15 protein-coding genes are annotated in these 15,660 nt (G+C 67.6%); 3 read left to right on the forward strand and 12 right to left on the reverse strand.

Translation table 11 applies throughout. The features are described 5' to 3' along the window. Nucleotides 1-40: 40 nt before the first annotated feature. The 12 genes from M2165_RS00125 to M2165_RS00180 are packed head-to-tail and all read right to left on the reverse strand — an operon-like array spanning nt 41 to nt 10,804. Nucleotides 41-763, reverse strand: coding sequence for an ABC transporter ATP-binding protein (locus M2165_RS00125; RefSeq protein ID WP_280812631.1), 723 nt, complete (start codon nt 761-763; stop codon nt 41-43). Beyond that, nucleotides 744-1,508: an ABC transporter ATP-binding protein gene (locus tag M2165_RS00130; protein ID WP_280812632.1), complete on the reverse strand. Its 765-nt coding sequence runs from the start codon at nt 1,506-1,508 to the stop codon at nt 744-746. Before M2165_RS00130 ends, M2165_RS00125 begins: the two co-directional genes overlap by 20 nt. Then, on the reverse strand, nt 1,505-2,521 hold the full coding sequence (locus M2165_RS00135) for a branched-chain amino acid ABC transporter permease (protein WP_280812633.1): 1,017 nt from the start codon (nt 2,519-2,521) through the stop codon (nt 1,505-1,507). Before M2165_RS00135 ends, M2165_RS00130 begins: the two co-directional genes overlap by 4 nt. Continuing rightward, nucleotides 2,518-3,387, reverse strand: a complete 870-nt coding sequence (locus tag M2165_RS00140; RefSeq protein WP_280812634.1) for a branched-chain amino acid ABC transporter permease — start codon at nt 3,385-3,387, stop codon at nt 2,518-2,520. The genes M2165_RS00135 and M2165_RS00140 overlap by 4 nt, the downstream gene beginning before the upstream one ends. Nucleotides 3,388-3,402: 15 nt before the next feature. Further along, entirely contained in the window at nt 3,403-4,611 is a 1,209-nt protein-coding gene (locus M2165_RS00145; protein ID WP_280812635.1) for an ABC transporter substrate-binding protein, read from the reverse strand. A 58-nt stretch (nt 4,612-4,669) separates the two neighbouring features. Then, nucleotides 4,670-5,311 carry an isochorismatase family protein gene (locus M2165_RS00150; protein ID WP_280812636.1) on the reverse strand — a complete coding sequence of 214 codons (642 nt, stop codon included), beginning with the start codon at nt 5,309-5,311 and terminating at the stop codon, nt 4,670-4,672. Continuing rightward, nucleotides 5,308-6,351 carry a 2,5-dihydroxypyridine 5,6-dioxygenase gene (locus M2165_RS00155; RefSeq protein WP_280812637.1) on the reverse strand — a complete coding sequence of 348 codons (1,044 nt, stop codon included), beginning with the start codon at nt 6,349-6,351 and terminating at the stop codon, nt 5,308-5,310. Before M2165_RS00155 ends, M2165_RS00150 begins: the two co-directional genes overlap by 4 nt. Before the next feature lie 23 nt (nt 6,352-6,374). Continuing rightward, on the reverse strand, nt 6,375-7,370 hold the full coding sequence (locus M2165_RS00160; protein ID WP_280812638.1) for an amidohydrolase family protein: 996 nt from the start codon (nt 7,368-7,370) through the stop codon (nt 6,375-6,377). A gap of 18 nt (nt 7,371-7,388) precedes the next feature. After that, on the reverse strand, nt 7,389-7,904 hold the full coding sequence (locus M2165_RS00165; protein WP_280812639.1) for a nuclear transport factor 2 family protein: 516 nt from the start codon (nt 7,902-7,904) through the stop codon (nt 7,389-7,391). After that, nucleotides 7,901-9,211, reverse strand: coding sequence for a Rieske 2Fe-2S domain-containing protein (locus tag M2165_RS00170; RefSeq protein WP_280812640.1), 1,311 nt, complete (start codon nt 9,209-9,211; stop codon nt 7,901-7,903). Before M2165_RS00170 ends, M2165_RS00165 begins: the two co-directional genes overlap by 4 nt. 25 nt (nt 9,212-9,236) lie before the next feature. After that, complete coding sequence (locus M2165_RS00175; protein WP_280812641.1) at nt 9,237-10,475, reverse strand: FAD-dependent oxidoreductase; 1,239 nt, start codon at nt 10,473-10,475, stop codon at nt 9,237-9,239. A gap of 11 nt (nt 10,476-10,486) precedes the next feature. Then, nucleotides 10,487-10,804 carry a non-heme iron oxygenase ferredoxin subunit gene (locus tag M2165_RS00180; protein ID WP_280812642.1) on the reverse strand — a complete coding sequence of 106 codons (318 nt, stop codon included), beginning with the start codon at nt 10,802-10,804 and terminating at the stop codon, nt 10,487-10,489. A 399-nt stretch (nt 10,805-11,203) separates the two neighbouring features. Between M2165_RS00180 and M2165_RS00185 the strand changes: the two genes are divergently transcribed. Genes M2165_RS00185 through M2165_RS00195 form a run of 3 tightly spaced genes read left to right on the forward strand, consistent with a single transcriptional unit; the run spans nt 11,204 to nt 15,650 of the window. Beyond that, nucleotides 11,204-13,585, forward strand: coding sequence for a xanthine dehydrogenase family protein molybdopterin-binding subunit (locus M2165_RS00185; RefSeq protein ID WP_280812643.1), 2,382 nt, complete (start codon nt 11,204-11,206; stop codon nt 13,583-13,585). Continuing rightward, entirely contained in the window at nt 13,582-14,433 is an 852-nt protein-coding gene (locus M2165_RS00190; RefSeq protein WP_280812644.1) for an FAD binding domain-containing protein, read from the forward strand. The genes M2165_RS00185 and M2165_RS00190 overlap by 4 nt, the downstream gene beginning before the upstream one ends. 5 nt (nt 14,434-14,438) lie before the next feature. Then, a complete protein-coding gene (locus tag M2165_RS00195) occupies nt 14,439-15,650 on the forward strand; it encodes a 2Fe-2S iron-sulfur cluster-binding protein (protein ID WP_280812645.1) in 1,212 nt (403 codons plus the stop codon). Nucleotides 15,651-15,660: the final 10 nt, after the last annotated feature.

The following is a 15,660-nucleotide window of genomic DNA, read 5'->3' on the forward strand; positions in this document are numbered from 1 at the left end:
CGAGGCCGGGCGGACTCAGCGCTGGCCGCGGGGCTCGGCTTCAGCATTTCTGGATGCCGATGGTGCGGTTCAGAAGCTCCTCTTCGTCGCGCAGCGCCGCTGCCGGGCCCGCGTAGGCGGCGATGCCGCGCTCCAGCACGATGACGTTCGTGGAGAAGTCGAGAACCACGTCCACGTGCTGCTCCACGAGGACGCAGCCGACACCGAGCTGCTCGCTCATGCGAACGATGGCGTCCATCAGCTCCTCGCGCACCATCGGGGCCAGGCCCTCCAGCGGCTCGTCGAGCAGCAGGACGCGCGGCTGCCCGACGAGTGCGCGCGCCACGGACAGCATCTGCTGCTCGCCGCCCGACAGCTGCGTGCCGCCGTTTCGCCGCCGCTCCTTGAGCCGGGGAAACAGCGCATAGATCGGCGGCAGGGCCGCGGCGGCCGAGCGCCCCTGCAGGCCCGACAGCAGGTTCTCTTCCACCGTCAGCGAGGGAAAGATGTCGCGGCTCTGCGGCACGTAGCCGAGGCCGGCCCGCGCGCGCGCATGCGTGCTGGCGCCGCCGATGTCGTTGCCGCCGAAGTGGATGCGACCCTGCATCAGATCGGCCAGCCCCATCGCGGTGGCGAGCGTGGTCGTCTTGCCGGCGCCGTTGCGCCCGATCAGCCCGAGGCGCTCGCCTTCGCGCACGCTGAAGCTGAGATGCTCGACGACGGGCACGCCGCCGTAGCCGGTCGTGACATCGTCGAACCGGAGTTCAATGGGGCGTTGAGGCATGGCCATCCCGTCCGAAGTAGATCTGTTTGACTTGGGCGTTGGCGGCGACTTCCCGCGGCGAACCTTCGACCAGCACCGCACCGGCCACGAGGACGATGATGTGGGAGGCGAACCGGAACACCAGGTCCATGTCGTGCTCGATGAGCAGGACGGACAGTTCCTTCGGCAGACGCCCGATGGCGTCCATGATGCGGCCGCCTTCCCCTTGCGGGACGCCCGCGCCGGGCTCGTCCAGCAGCAGCACCCGGGGCTTCATCGCGAGCGCCAGGGCGATCTCCGCAAGTCGCTGTTCGCCGAGCGCCAGCTGTCCCACCACCCGGTTCGCATAGGGATGCAACCCCAGCATGTCGAGCGTCTCGCAGACCTCGTCGCGGACGCGCGCGGAACGCGACGGCGAGGGCCACCACTGCATCGAAGCCCGCAGCCGCTGCAGCACCGCCACCTTCACGTTGTCCGCCACCGTCATCTCCTTGAACAGGCGGCTGATCTGGAACGTGCGAACGATGCCGCTGCGCACGCGTGCGTACTGCGGCAGCTGGACGATCGGACGGCCGTCCAGCCGGATGTCGCCGGATTGCGGGCGCATCGCCCCGCTCAGCAGGTTGACCAGCGTCGTCTTGCCGGCGCCGTTCGGGCCGATCAGCGCCGTTCGGGCACCCTCCGGAAGGGACAGCGTGACGTTCTGCGTGACGGCCAGGCCGCCGAAGGAGTGGCAGAGGTCGTGGGTCTGCAGTCGGGGTGTCATCGGCCGCCTCCATGGCCCGCGAGCCGCCTGGCGTGCGCCGCGGCCCGGTCCAGAAGGCCGATCAGACCTTCGGGCAGGACGATGAGTACGACGATCAGCATCGAACCGATGAAGAACAGCCAGTGGTACGGGTTCAGTGTCGATGCGATGTGGTGGATGCTCATGTACGCGACGGTGCCGAGCACCGCGCCCGCCAGGCGGCGCGTGCCGCCCAGAACGATCATGACGACCACGCCCGCGGACGTCGCGAAATCCAGCATGAAGAGATTGGCCACCTTGCTGGTCTGTGCCGTCAATGCGCCGGCCAGCCCCGCCACGACGCCGCCGACGGTGTAGACGGCCAGCAGGTGCAGGTACACGCGCCCGCCCAGCGCCTGGACGCGTCCGGGGTCCTGCCGTATCGCCCTGGCCGTCAGGCCGAAGGGCGATTCGACCAGATGACGCACGAGGAAGTACACCAGCACCAGGGCGCCCAGGGCGTAGAAGTAGCCGGTGCGGCCCAGGAAGTTGAATTCCCAGACGCCGAACAGGGGCGCGATGTCGAAGCCCGCGAGACCGTCGTCGCCGCCGGTGAGCCATCTGGCCCAGTTGGCGAGCTCGAGCAGCAGCTGGGCCACGGCGATGGTGAGCATGACCAGCGTGAGCTTGGTCGAGCGCAGCATCACGGCGCCGCTCAGCAGCGCGATCGCGCCGCCGCCCAGGCCGCCGAGCAGCAGGCCGACGATCGGATCGGCGGTCAGATACAGCGCGGTCCAGCCCGCGACGTAGGCACCGGCGCCGTACAGCGCGGCCTGGCCGAGGGTCGCGATGCCTGCCTGGCCGAGCACGAGGCTCAGCGACAGTGCAAAGATGGACATCGTCGCCATGTTGGTCAGCAAGCCGAGGTCGTGCGGGAACAGCACGAAGGCCAGCAGCCCCGCTAGCGTCAGCACGATCTCGCCTCGCAACTGCGTCCATGGGCGCAGGCGGGAGGGCACGGCAGCCACCGCGATGGGCGGACTCACCGCGCTCATGCCCGTCTCCCGAACAGCCCCTGCGGCCGGATCAGCAAGACGATGATCATCGTCAGAAAGAACGCAGCCGAGGCGAGCTGCGGAACCATGTATTTCATCGAGGTCTCCACGATGCCGAGCAGCAACGCTGCGAAGAACGAACCGAACAGATTTCCGTTGCCTCCCACGGCGACGACCGCCAGGAGGATCACCAGGTATTTGGAGGCGTAGGTCGGCTCCATCGGCAGCAGCTCCGCGCCGGCGATGCCGCCCAGCGCCGCGAGCGCGGCACCGATCGCGAAGGTGGCTGCATAGATCCTTGTCGTGTCGATGCCGATGGCCCGGGCGATCGGCGCGTTGTCGACGGCGGCGCGCACCCGGATGCCGAAGGACGACCGGTCCACGGTCAGCCACAGAACGGCGACGACCAGGAGCCCGCAGGCGACGACGATGAGCCGGTGCCGGGGGATGGCGCGAAATCCCAGGTCCACCGAGCCGCTGAACGCCTCGGGCAGCGCGACGGATGTCACCGACGATCCGAACATCAGGTTGACCGCGGCCGTCGCGACGAACATCAGGCCGATGGTCACCAGCATCTGGTCGAGATCCTCGCGCCCGTAGAAGCGGCGCAGAAGGACGCGCTCGAACAGCACCGCGACGAGGGCCACGGCGGCGATCGCGAGCACGAAGCCCAGCCCGATCGGCACGCCCAGGCGCTGCGGAAGGCTGGCTGCGAGAAACCCGCCGAGCATCGCGAAGGCGCCATGGGCCAGATTCACCACCCGCATCAGACCCATGGTCATCGACAGGCCGACGGTGACCATGAACAGGATCATGGCGTAGGCGGTCCCGTCGATCAGAATGCTGCTGAGAAGCGCAACAGACATGCTGCAGTCTCCGCCTTACTTCGACGCGTTCTGGATGCGGCCGTAGTCGGGTTGCATCTCGAAGGTTCGGAACTCCCGATTGACGAACCGGCCGGACGGATCCTTCTCGACCACGCGCATGTAGACGTTCTGCACGAACTCGCGCGAGACCGGGTCGATCTTCACCGGGCCGCGCGGGCTTTCCCAGGAAAAGCCCCTGGCAGCGGCGAGCGCCCTGGCGCCGTCGCGTTTGCCGTCCGTCGCCTTGACCATGTGATAGATCACATGCAGTCCGTCGAACGCATTCGCGAGCTGGACGGTGGGAATGGCCCTGGGCGCCACGTCGGCCAGAGCCTTGACGACCGCATTGTTCAGCGGCGAGTTGTGCGACGCCGAATAGAACATCCCGGTCTCGATCCCGAGCAGCTCGGGCCCGATCGCGCGCAGCTGATCCTCGTCGGTCTCGCCCGTGCCCAGGAAGCGTACGCCCGCGGCCCTCAGCCCCGCTTCGTTGTAGGCCTTGATCATGGCGTAGGTGGCCGGGCCGCCGGGGCCGAAGACGTAGAGGGCGTCGGGCTTGAGCGCCTTGACGCGCTGCATCAGCGGCCCGAAATCCGTGGTCTTCAGCGGCGCACGAATGGCTTCGAGCAGCTTGCCACCGCCGCCGACGAAGGCGGTGGTGAACGCCTTCTCGGCATCGAGGCCGGGGCCGAAGTCGCTGACCAGCGTCACGACATTCCGCACGTTCTTCTCCAGCGCGTACTTGGCCACGGGGACCGCCATCTGCGGCAGGGTGTACGAGGTGCGCAGCAGGTAGTCCGACCGCTCGAGCAGCGACGACGTCGATGCATTGAAGACCACGACGGGCAACTTCGCCTCCTGCGCGAGCGCTGCGACGGCCAGGGTGTCGGGCGTGAAGTAGAGGCCCGCGATGTACTGGGCGCCTTCCTTGATGACGAGCTCCTGCGCCAGTGCCTTGGCTTGTGCGGGGTTGATCTCCGGCAGGTCGCGGAAGATGACCTCGATCGTGTGTCCGCCCACCGTGGTGCCGTTGAGCTTCTGGTAGGCCCTGGTCGCACCCTCCCACGTTTGGCCGACCGCGGAGAACGGTCCGGACATGGGTGCGATCACACCCACCTTGATGACGTCGGCGCGGCTTTGGAATGCCAGCGCCGCGAGCGAGACCGCCATCGCGGCCATGAGTTTGAGGGTCATCTTCTTCTCCAGGTTGAGGGTCGCGCTCACGGCATGCGCCCGAGCCTTGACGGAAAGGGAACGGAAATCGTGGGTGAATGGGTCGGCGTCAGGCCGGGGTACCGTGCCGCTGCGCGGCCGTCGCTTCCAGGGCGGCGTCGCGGGGCAGCAGGGTCGCGTACTTCTGGTTCATGTCGAACAGGTTGGCCTCGTGCGCCTGCAGCGATCGGTCGCCCACGCAGTCCGTGACGACGAGGGGGCGGAAGCCGTGGCACATGGCATCCACCACGCTGGCACGCACGCAGCCGCTGGTCGTGCATCCCGCAATCAGCAGGGTCTGCACGCCGCGTTGAGACAACCAGCCCGCCAGCGACGTGCCGAAGAAGGCCGAAGGATGGATCTTGCGCAGCACCAGTTCGCCGTGCTCGGGCTGGAGCTGCGGAACGATCTGGCTTTGCGGCGCGTCCTCGCGCAGCGCGAGGATGGGCGGCACCTTGAGCGCGAAGATGTTGGCGTCGGCGCCGTCGTCCTGGTACACGACCCGCGTGTGCGCGATCGGCCATCGACGCGCGCGCGCCGCAGCCAGAAGACCGCGCGTACATTCGATCGCCGCATCGATGTTGCCGCCACCGAACGTGAGCGGATCGGCGAAGCCATTGACGAAGTCGATGATCAGCAGGCCGTACGGCGCCTTGGGCGCAACGGTGTTGCCGAAGCCCTGCTTGCGGTAGATGTCCGGCTCGGTGCTCATTGGAAGGCCTCGTCGATGACCTTGCCATCGCGAACCACGACGACGTCGTCGAGCTTCACCGTGCAGTTGCGCAGCGGAATGTCGAGGTGGCAGGGCGTGGTGCGCGGGCCGCCGGCCTCGTTGTTCGGGCCCAGCGAGAACAGGAAGTTGCCCTCGAACGCACGCGCGTCCTGGCCGGAGGTCGCTTCGCGGTCCATCAGCGACAAGGTATGCCAGTAGCAGCGCGGCTGCATGCCCCAGCCGATGTGGGCGATGGCGTAGGCCTCCGGATCCTTGTAGGCCTCCATGAACTCGCGCAGCAGGGCGGCGTCGACGTCGCCCTCGATGCTGCGCACGAAGCCTTCGCGCAGGTTCAGCGTGATCCTGTCCGAGGCATAGTTCTTCTGCGGCAGCAGGATGTCGCCACGGTCGATCACGATCGTGCCGTCGCTGCCGCCCTCGTTGGCGAAGGTGAAGAGGAAGCCGCTCGGCCAGTGATCCCAGCGCCCGGGTTCCTCGCAGAAGCCGTACTCGCTGATGGTCGGGAAATCGCCGAGCTGGAACGTCACGTCGGTCCCGGCCGGCGAGGTCACGTGCATTCGCCTGGCGGCCTTGAGCAGCCTCGATGCAGCCAGCACGCGTTGGCGGTCGGCCTCGGTCGGCACCGCCCGCACGAGCACCTCGGGCGGCTCCACCGCCAGGAGAATCTTCGTTCCCGACTCGAGAATCTCCATCTGCTCCGGCGAGAACAGCAGCAGCATCAGGTCCAGCACGAGGTCGCTGTTCTTCATCGCCGCGAGTGCGACCGGGTTGTTGGTCAGGGGCGTCTCGCCCAGGTAGTTCATCAGGTCGCGGCTCGGGGCCTTCTCCGCGTTGATGGGCTGCAGCTCGATCCTGGTGACGACCGCGCCGGCGGCCTGCGCCGCGATCGTCGCGGTCTGCAGCGTCTGAGGATGCGTATGGGGGCCGCACAGGATCGAGACCTTCTGTCCGGGCTCCACCTTGCTGAGCTTCAGGACCTCGTCCCACGCCTTGACCATCTGGTAATCGCTGACTGGCATTCTTCGTCCTTTGGTGTGAAGTGTTAGATCTGCAGCAGCGCAAGGTCTTGCGGGCTGCCCAGCTTGAAGAGCCGGCGGGCGTTGCCGTGGCACACCTGCGCACGGGTTCGCTCGTCGAGCGGCGCCTGCTCGATGAAGGTGCAGGCCTCGGCAGTGGACTCGTAGGGGTAGTCCACCGAGAAGAGCACGGCATGCGCGCCCAGTTCGCCGATGGCGCCCAGCAATGCCGGTGCGGAGCACACGCCGGACGTGGTGATCAGGATGTTGCTGCCGATGTACTCGCTGGGCCTGCGCGCGAGCTTGATGCCCGTCGGGTATGCGGCGAAGCGGCTGTCGATGCGCCAGCGCTGGTACGGCAGGGCCTCGCCCATGTGGCCCAGCAGCAGGGTCAGCTTCGGGAAACGGTCGAACACGCCGCCGAACAGCAGACGCAGTGCATGCCCGGCCGTCTCCACGCCCCATCCCCACGCAGCGCCTTGCAGCACCGGCATGCCTTCCAGCAGCGCGGGCGGCTGGCTGAACGCGTTGGGGTGCAGGTAGATCGGCACGCCGAGCGCCTGTGCGCGCTCCCAGAAGACATCGAATTCGCTGCCTTCGTAGTAGCGCCCCAGGGTGTGGCCGTTGACCATCGCGCCCTTGAAGCCATGCTCGACGACGGTGCGTTCCAGTTCCCTGGCCGCCGCCGCCGGATCCTGCAGCGCCACGTGGGCGAAGGCGCCGAACCGTTGCGGATGGCGCGCCACGCGCTCGGCGAGGAACTCGTTGTTCTCGCGTGCGCGGCGGACGGCGGCGGCGCCGTCCACCTCGGCCTGCACGCCGGGCATCGTCTGCGACAGCACCGCATACTCGATGTTTCCCGCGTCCATTGCGGCCAGCCGCTGGTCGTCGAAGTCGCTGAGCCGGGCATTGAGCCTGGCGACGAAGTCGGGCGGCAGCACCCGCGTGTACTTGGCCGCGTACACGTCGAAGCCGGGGGCGGAGAAGTGCTCTTCGAGCGCGATCTTGGGGGTTTTATTCATGCTTTGCCTTCCGTGGATTCAGACCGGGTACGCCAGGGCTGTGTCGAGAATTTCCGTGTCGTGCACCACTTCGCGGCTGGCAATGAGCAGCCGCTCGCCTTCGCGCACGAAATGGTCGTGGTAGATGCCCGCCAGATGCACGGTGGTGGGCCCTTCGACCAGGGTCTGCATCAGGATGAAGGGCGTCTGCGCGCTGATCGTCCGGTCCGTCTCCTGCAGCACACGCGTGATCCCGAGCACATGCAGCATGTGCCGCGGCGCGAACATCTGCGAGTGCGCGACGGCCAGCGCACGGTCGGTGATCATGTCCAGTCCCTCGCAGTAGACGAGTCCCACGGGCATGTCCAGCAGCGCGTTCTGGCGCGAGGTGATCCGGTACGTCGCTTCCTTGCTGAAGAAGTCGGGCCAGCGCTCGACGTCGTTGGCGTCGAGGGCGGCGCAGTACTCGGCATGAAAGGCGTCGATCTCGGCGCGCAGCTCGGCCGCGCGATGCGGCGCGACCGCGGTTCTGGCGTAGGCAAGCCGCTCCTTCATGCCGCCTTCTCCGCGACACGGATGTCCATGACTTCCCGGTAGTACTGGTAGAGCGATCGGATGCACGACTCCGAGATCAGGTTGCGCGCCGTGCCCTGGTGGCCTGCGTCGAGCTTGACGACGTTGTTGTCCGTGGACGAATTGCGGATGCCTTCCTGCACGAACTTCAGCGCCTCGTTGTCTTCCAGGCCGAGGAAGCCGGACGGCCCCATCAGGTTGCCCTGACGGAGGCGATGCCGCGTCATCTCCGGCGTGTCGTCCTCGTAGCCGAACATGGTCCACTGCATCACCATGCTGTTCGGGCCGTTCGGGATGATCTGGCGCACCCCCATCGTGTTCATCTGGCGCTGGACGATCAGGTTCGGCCACATCGTCATCATGTTGGCCGACCAGGGCGAGTCGAACTCGCGCACGTAGTCCAGGAAGCGCTCGTCCCGCAGCCTGAGGCTGTCGCTGAAGGACCGCATCTCCGCCTTGTCGTCGGCGGCCACGGTGGCATAGATCTCGTCGGGCTTGGCCGAGGCCATGTAGCCGTGGCGGCCATGTTCCTTGTCCGCGAAGACGATCGACTTGATGCCTGGCACGAGAAGGCCGAACACCACGAGGAACGAGTGCAGCAGCGTCGCGTGGTACGGATCCTTGAGGTTCTCGTGGTACATCTTCCAGTTGCACGGAAGCTCGTTGCGGCAGTAGCCCAGGATCTTGAGCTTCTTGCCCGAGAAGGGGACGTCGAACTCCTCGACGATCTCCTTGGTCATGTACGCCTCCAGCGGCGGCGTCTTGTCGGAGTAGGTGGCGAACACCACGCCGTTGCGCGTGGCCACGCGCAACTGGCGGGTGCCGTGTTCGGCGTTCCTGAAGTCCGGCGGCATGCCGCCGACCTTGTTGATGCCGCGCTTGAACGGAACGCCCTGCAGGTTGCCCTTGAGGTCATACGACCACTGGTGATAGGGGCAGACGAACTCCTTGGTGTTGCCGTGGCTGGCGCGACAGAACTCGGCGCCGCGGTGGGCGCAGCGGTTCTCGAAGACGGAGATCGTGTGGTCCTCTGCGCGAACGATCACCACGGCCGTGGCGCCGACGTAGCCGCGCTTGTAGTCGCCGGGGTTCGGAATCTCTGCTTCCAGAGCGACGAAGTTCCAGGTCTCTCCCCGGAAGATGCGTTCGATCTCCTGGTCATAGATGGCCTGGCTGGTGTAGACCCAGTCCGGGATGTTGTTCAGTGCGTCGGCGGGCCAGACACACTGCGCCAGGGGCGGGTTCTTTCGGGCATTCGTGATCCCGATGACCGCCTGCGATTGATACATGGAAGCTCCTTGGCTCTGAGAGGGGTTAAACGGTGGAAGCGGCGCCGGCCCGCATCTGCCGGACCCAGGCGCGCAGGTTCGTGGCGTCCTGCCGGAAGTCGTCGAACTCGAGGGGTTGCCCCTGTTCGAAGAGCGGACGAAGCGCTCGCAGATCGGCGCCCGCGTTGACGGCGACGCCGTGCAGCGGAACGCCGTCGCGGTGGCCGATCCACAGCGACTTGCCGCCGGCCGGGTCGCCCCGGCGCACATATGCGAGATCGGGGGCGGGCAGGCCGAGCACCTGGATGTTGTGGGGTCCCTGGTCGGTCCAGAACCAGGGCACGGCCGGCGTCGGAACGGGCGCACCGAGCATGGCGGCGGCGGCGGTGCGTGCCTGCTCGTTCGCGTTCTGCCAGGATTCCATGCGTGTGGGCCCCGCCTGGCCGGGACGCTGCTGGCTGGTGCAGTCGCCACAGGCGAACACGCGTTCGTCGCTCGTGCGGCACAGCGCGTCAACCAGAATGCCGCCGCCTGCCGCAATCTGCAGACCCGCGTCGCGGGCCAATCCGTCATTGGGCGAAAGACCGATGGCGACGACGACCTCGTCCACCGCCAGGTCCCCGGCATCGGTGGCCAGGCGGATGCGGCCGCCGGGCAGGCTCTGGAGGCCGCCGAGCGAGGTTCCGAGCATGAGCCGCGCACCTGCCTGCCGCAATCCGGACGCCAGCCATGCCGATGCCTCGGGGGGCAGAAAGCGATCGAGCAGGGAGGTGGCGCGTTCGAGCACGGTCACCGTCGCTCCCGCTGCCAGTGCGGCGTTCGCAATCTCGAGGCCGAGGAAGCCGCCGCCCAGGACCGCGACCTGCGGCCTGTGCTGGAGGGCGGCGCGCAGCCGCCGCGCGTCATCGAGGGTGCGGACATGGTGCACGTGGGGCGTTCCGGCCGGCGCGCAGGCCAGCGTATTCGCCTCCCCACCCGTGGCGATGAGGCACATGTCGTACCCGATCACCTCGCCGCCGGCCAGGCGAACCTGCCGCCTCGAAAGATTCAGCGCGCTCGCTTCGCTGCTGCGGCGCAGATCGATGTCGCCGAGCGCCCACGCCTCTTGCGCGACGACGTCGAGGATGGGCTCTTCGGCCGCGACCAGAACGGCCTTGGACAGGGGCGGCCGCTCGTACGGCCTGTGGCGCTCCCGTCCCAGCATCGTGATGCGGCCGCGATGGCCGTGTTCGCGCAGCGCCTGTGCCGCGACGGCCGCCGCCTGGCCGGCGCCGATGATGAGCACGTCCGGTGACGTCATTTGCCGGCCGGCGACAGCACGTAGATGTCGTCGCCCTCCCGCTTCACGGCATGGATGCGCAGGTCCACCGTGACCGGCGCGCACATCGCCTTGCCCGTGCGAATGTCGAAGCGCCCCTGGTGCAGAGGGCATTCGACGCAGCCGTCCTCGACGTAGCCCTCCGACAGCAGCGCCGTGGCATGCGTGCACATGCTGTCCGTGGCGAAGAACTCGTCGTCGATGCGAAACAGCGCGACGCCGTGGCCGCCGACATTGACGGTCTTGGCTTCATCGTTGCTCAGCTCCCGGGCCGAGGCGACCTTGATCCAGTCCATCGTTCCATCCTGTAGATCTTGAGGCATACAAGTAGTCAGTGTACTGACATAAATAGGGAAATGTCTTGTGTTTTTTTGTGCGGGTTTGTACGGTGCCGTGGCGCACCAGAATGGATTTTCGAATCCACTGTCTATGCATCAAAGCAGCGCATTTCCATTGGGGAAACGCACCATGATCGAGAAAGTGGCGGCGTTGATTGCCGCGTTGGAAAAAATCGGCTTTCCATGCGCCGAGCGCGCGCGTACACTTATGACAGTTAACTGACTTAATCGCGAGGCATGGGCCCGGCGGCTCACCCTGGATCGACACGCTGTGTGCACATCGGCGTCATGATTCATGCGTCGAACAGCCGAAGCGGTGCAGTCCGGTACGAGGACACCAGAAGGAGAAGCAAACGCATGGACCACGCAGACATCCCGCAGAGACTGTTGAAGCGCGAGGGCATCGGCGCCCGGGTACCCCGCAAGGAGGACGCGCGCCATCTGGTGGGCAAGGGGAATTTCGTGGGCGACTTCGTGCTGCCGGGCCTTCAGGAGGTCGCGTTCCTCCGGAGTCCTCTGGCGCACGCTGCCATTACGGGCGTCGAGATTCCCGAAGCCCTCGCCGGAAAGGTGTTCCTGCGCGAGATGATGTTGGACGCGGCAGACATCGGTTCACCTTCCTCGCTGCCCACCTACCAGTACTCGGCCTTGCCGCCGTTGGCCTCGGGCAAGGTTCGCCACGTGGGAGAGGCCATCGCCATGGCTGTTGCGCCGACGCGCGCTGTGGCGGAGGACCTGCTGGAGGAAGTGCAGGTCTCGTATGACGAACTGCCCGTCTACCACGGCGCCGAGTCCGCGCTCGCCGCCACGGGAGAGTTCATGCACCCCGGTTGGAAGGACAACGTGTTCCTCACGCTGCGGGCCAATCGCGACTTCGAGGAGCTTGCCGCGAAGGCCGAGGTGAAGGTCAGCCGCACGGTCGAGCTGTCACGCCAGTGCATCGTGCCGCTGGAGGGGAAGTCGGTCCTGGCGTACTGGGATTTCCAGGCCGATCAACTGGTGGTCGTCAGTGCGACGCAGGTCCCGCATCTGCTGCGCGTGGGAATCGCCCAGCACCTGTCGATGAACGAGGAAGCCGTGCGCGTCGTGTCGCCGGACGTCGGCGGCGCCTTCGGCTACAAGGGGCAGCTCTACCCCGAAGACCTGTGCGTGGCCTGGCTGGCCAAGACGTACCGCACGCCGTTCCGCTACCTCGAGGATCGACGCGAGCACCTGATCGTCGGGGCCAACACGCGGCAGCATCACTATCGGCTCACGGCCTATGCGGACCGCACCGGACGGCTCCTGGCGCTGGATGCCGTCATCACCATCGACGGCGGCGCCTATTCCTACTATCCCTTCTTCGTCGGCCTGGAGCCTGGCCAGGCGATCGGCAACCTGCCGGGCCCCTACAGCTTCCGCGGCTATCGCTGCGAGACCGTGTGCGTCGCGACCAACAAGCCCGGGTTCATGGCCTATCGCGGCGTCGCGCGCACCGGCGTCTGCTTCGCGATCGAACTCCTCATGGACGCCGTGGCGCGCGAGGTGGGGCGCGAGCCTTGGCAGGTCCGGATGGAGAACCTGGTGCCGGCCGCTGCCATGCCCTATGTCAATGTGGCCAACAAGCACTTCGACAGCGGCGACTTTCCGGCCAGCCTGCGGCGCGCGGTGGAGATGATCGGACTGGAGGCCGTGCGCGAGCGACAGGCGCGCGGAGAGGCGGACGGGCGCCTGATCGGCTTCGGCACCGCCACCTACACCGAGCAGTCCGCCCACGGCACGACGGTGTTCGCCAACTGGGGCTTGCCGGTGGTGCCCGGCTTCGACCAGGCGGTGGTCAGGATGACCGCGGATGGCGGACTCGAGGTGCGCGTCGGCGTGCACTCGCACGGCCAGGGCATGGAGACCAGCTTCGCGCAGATCGCGAACGACGTGCTCGGGATTCCGGTGGCAAGAATCCGGGTGGTGCATGGCGACACCGCGCTCACCCCGTTCTCCTCCGGCACCTATGCGTCGCGCGCCACGGTCATGTCGGGAGGCGCCATCTCGGTCGCGTGCAAGGAGCTGCTGCCGCGCATCCGGTCGATCGCGGCCTACCTCATGGGCGTGGATGCGCAGGCCGTCGCGTTGATCGAAGGGCGCGCCGTGGCCGGCGACAGGTCGATCCCGCTCTCGGAAGTCGGGCGCGCGTGGTACCTCACGCCGCAGGACCTGCCGGCCGACGTTCATCTCGGCGGCCTCGAGGTGTCGCGTGCGTACAAGCCCAACGTCGATACCGGCACCTTCACCTATGCGACGCATGCGGTGGTGGTGGCCGTCGACACCGAGACGGGCGAGGTCGAGATTCTCGACTACGTCGTCGTCGAGGACTGCGGCACCATGGTCAACCCGATGATCGTGGAGGGGCAGACGATCGGCGGCATCGCGCAGGGCATCGGCACCGCGATGTACGAGGAGAGCCCTTACGACGACCAGGGCCAGCCGCTGGCCTCCACGCTGGCGGACTACATCCTGCCGGGCGCCACGGAAGTGCCGCGCATCCGCATCGAACACTTCGAGACACCGTCGCCGCACACCGAGTTCGGCGCCAAGGGGGTGGGCGAGGGCGGTGCGATCGCGCCGCCGGCGGTGATCTTCAATGCCGTGAACGACGCCTTGCGCGGCACCGGCGCCGCCGAGGTACTGATGACGCCGCTGACGCCGCGCCGTTTGCTCGCAGCCTTCGAGGGTGCGAAGCACCCACAGGAGCACGCCCGATGAAAGCGGCAAAGTTCGGATACACGCGCGTCCTCGAAGTGAACGAGGCGATCGCAGCGCTGGCGGCCGGCGGTGGCGCGACCAAGGCCATGAGCGGGAGCCAGTCTCTCGGCCCGATGCTCAACCTGAGGCTGGCGCGGCCCGCGCAGGTGGTCGACGTCGCGCACATCCCCGGGCTTCGCACCGTCAGCCGCAAGGCGGGCTGGGTCGAGATCGGCGCCGCCGTCACCCATGCCGAGATCGAGGATGGCGTGCACCCGCCGCTGGCGCAGCATCCCATGCGCCAGGTCGCGCGCGGCATCGCCTACCGCGCGATCCGCACCCGAGGCACCGTCGGTGGCAGCCTCGCGCATGCCGATCCCGCGGCCGACTGGGTGGTGACGCTCGCGGCGCTCGGTGCGCGCCTGGTGGTCGGGTCGCCGCGGGGCGAGCGCACGATCGAGGCCGACGCGTTCATGCTCGGCGCCTACACGACGGTGCTCGCGTCCGATGAACTGATCGTCTCCATTGCCGTGCCTGCGGAGACCCCCGCCACGCGCTGGGGCTACCACAAGGTCTGCCGCAAGCCGGGCGAGTTTGCGGAGGCCAGCGCGGCCGTGTACTTCGATGCCTCGCGCCAGCGCGCGCGCATCGTCCTGGGCGCCGCCGATGGTCCTCCCCTTCTGCTGCAGGCACTCGCGGACGAGATCGCGCGCCGGGGCGCGCCCGCGGCCGGCCGTGCGTCACTGCAATCGGCGGTACAGGCCGCGCTTCCCGAGCGGGACGCCATCGACCAGAAGCGTTTCACGGCCTGCGTGGAGCGCGCACTCGAACACGCCGGCGTCTTCGCCGGTCCCGAACAAGCGGAGTAGAAGACTTGGAACCGATTTCCATTCATGTGAACGGCCGCAGTTTCAGCCGGCAGGCGGAGCCCAGGACGCATCTTGGCGACTTCCTGCGCGACGAGCTCCGGCTGACGGGCACGCACCTCGGCTGCGAACACGGCGTCTGCGGCGCCTGCACGGTGCTCGTCGACGGCGAGCCCACGCGCGCGTGCATCACGTTCGCCGTGGCATGCGAGGGCCGCGAGATCACCACCATCGAGGGCTACGACGATGACGCGGTGATGCAATGCCTGCGGCAGGCGTTCACGCGCCACCACGCGTTGCAGTGCGGCTTCTGCACCCCGGGGATGCTCGCCACGGCGCGCGACATCGTGCTTCGCCTGCCGGAAGCTGACGAAGCGCGCGTGCGCCTCGAGCTCTCCGGAAATCTGTGCCGCTGCACCGGCTACCAGGGCATCGTGGATGCGATCCTGGACGTGTTGCAGCAGCAGCGCGCCAACCCGGACGTGCAGTTCGAGCAACTGCGCCAGAGAGCGGGCGCGCCGCGAACGGCCGCGACGGCGCGTGTCACGGCAGCGCGGCAGGCCGAACCGTCCCTTCCATCGCCCGGCAAGCCGGCGGCATCCGATACGGCCGCGGACATGGCGGAAGTCGATCCGGTGGCGATGGCCAGGGCCAAGGCGAAAGGCAACGCGATCGAAGTCCATTTCGATGTGCCGCATCCCGTCGACCGGGTCTGGGATTTCATGGGCGACCTGCCTGCGGTGGCGTCCTGCCTGCCCGGCGCGACCATCGACACGCACGAGGGAGAAAGAGTCAAGGGCAGCATCGCGATCAAGTTCGGCCCGATGTCGGCCGCCTTCGCCGGCGCCGCGCGGCTGGAACGCGACGATGCCGCCCGGCGCGCCGTGCTTCGGGGGGCGGGCCAGGACAGCCTGAGCAAGTCGCGCACCCAGGGCGACATCAGCTATCGGCTCGAAGCACTGTCGGCTGGCAACACCCGGGTCCACGTGGACATGGTCTACGCGCTGCAGGGTCCGCTCGCGCAATTTTCCCGCTCGGGGCTGGTCAAGGACTTCGTGCGCCGCATGGTGGCCGACTTCGGCAGGCAGATCACCCGCAGACTGGACGGGCAAGCCGCGCCGGTCGACGCGCCGCAAGCCACGGTCTCCGTCGCCGCAGTGATGTGGGGTGTGCTCTGGGGCCGCATCCGTGGCTGGTTCGGCAGGCCCCCACGGGCGTAACAACTCGGAG

This window comes from Variovorax sp. TBS-050B (assembly GCF_029893635.1).
Taxonomy (GTDB): domain Bacteria; phylum Pseudomonadota; class Gammaproteobacteria; order Burkholderiales; family Burkholderiaceae_C; genus Variovorax.

Coding starts and splice junctions, on each gene's coding strand:
- M2165_RS00125 (WP_280812631.1), bottom strand. CDS start 763: ATGCCTCAACGCCCCATTGAACTCCGGTTCGACGATGTCACGACCGGC.
- M2165_RS00130 (WP_280812632.1), bottom strand. CDS start 1,508: ATGACACCCCGACTGCAGACCCACGACCTCTGCCACTCCTTCGGCGGC.
- M2165_RS00135 (WP_280812633.1), bottom strand. CDS start 2,521: ATGAGCGCGGTGAGTCCGCCCATCGCGGTGGCTGCCGTGCCCTCCCGC.
- M2165_RS00140 (WP_280812634.1), bottom strand. CDS start 3,387: ATGTCTGTTGCGCTTCTCAGCAGCATTCTGATCGACGGGACCGCCTAC.
- M2165_RS00150 (WP_280812636.1), bottom strand. CDS start 5,311: ATGAGCACCGAGCCGGACATCTACCGCAAGCAGGGCTTCGGCAACACC.
- M2165_RS00155 (WP_280812637.1), bottom strand. CDS start 6,351: ATGCCAGTCAGCGATTACCAGATGGTCAAGGCGTGGGACGAGGTCCTG.
- M2165_RS00160 (WP_280812638.1), bottom strand. CDS start 7,370: ATGAATAAAACCCCCAAGATCGCGCTCGAAGAGCACTTCTCCGCCCCC.
- M2165_RS00165 (WP_280812639.1), bottom strand. CDS start 7,904: ATGAAGGAGCGGCTTGCCTACGCCAGAACCGCGGTCGCGCCGCATCGC.
- M2165_RS00170 (WP_280812640.1), bottom strand. CDS start 9,211: ATGTATCAATCGCAGGCGGTCATCGGGATCACGAATGCCCGAAAGAAC.
- M2165_RS00180 (WP_280812642.1), bottom strand. CDS start 10,804: ATGGACTGGATCAAGGTCGCCTCGGCCCGGGAGCTGAGCAACGATGAA.
- M2165_RS00185 (WP_280812643.1), top strand. CDS start 11,204: ATGGACCACGCAGACATCCCGCAGAGACTGTTGAAGCGCGAGGGCATC.
- M2165_RS00190 (WP_280812644.1), top strand. CDS start 13,582: ATGAAAGCGGCAAAGTTCGGATACACGCGCGTCCTCGAAGTGAACGAG.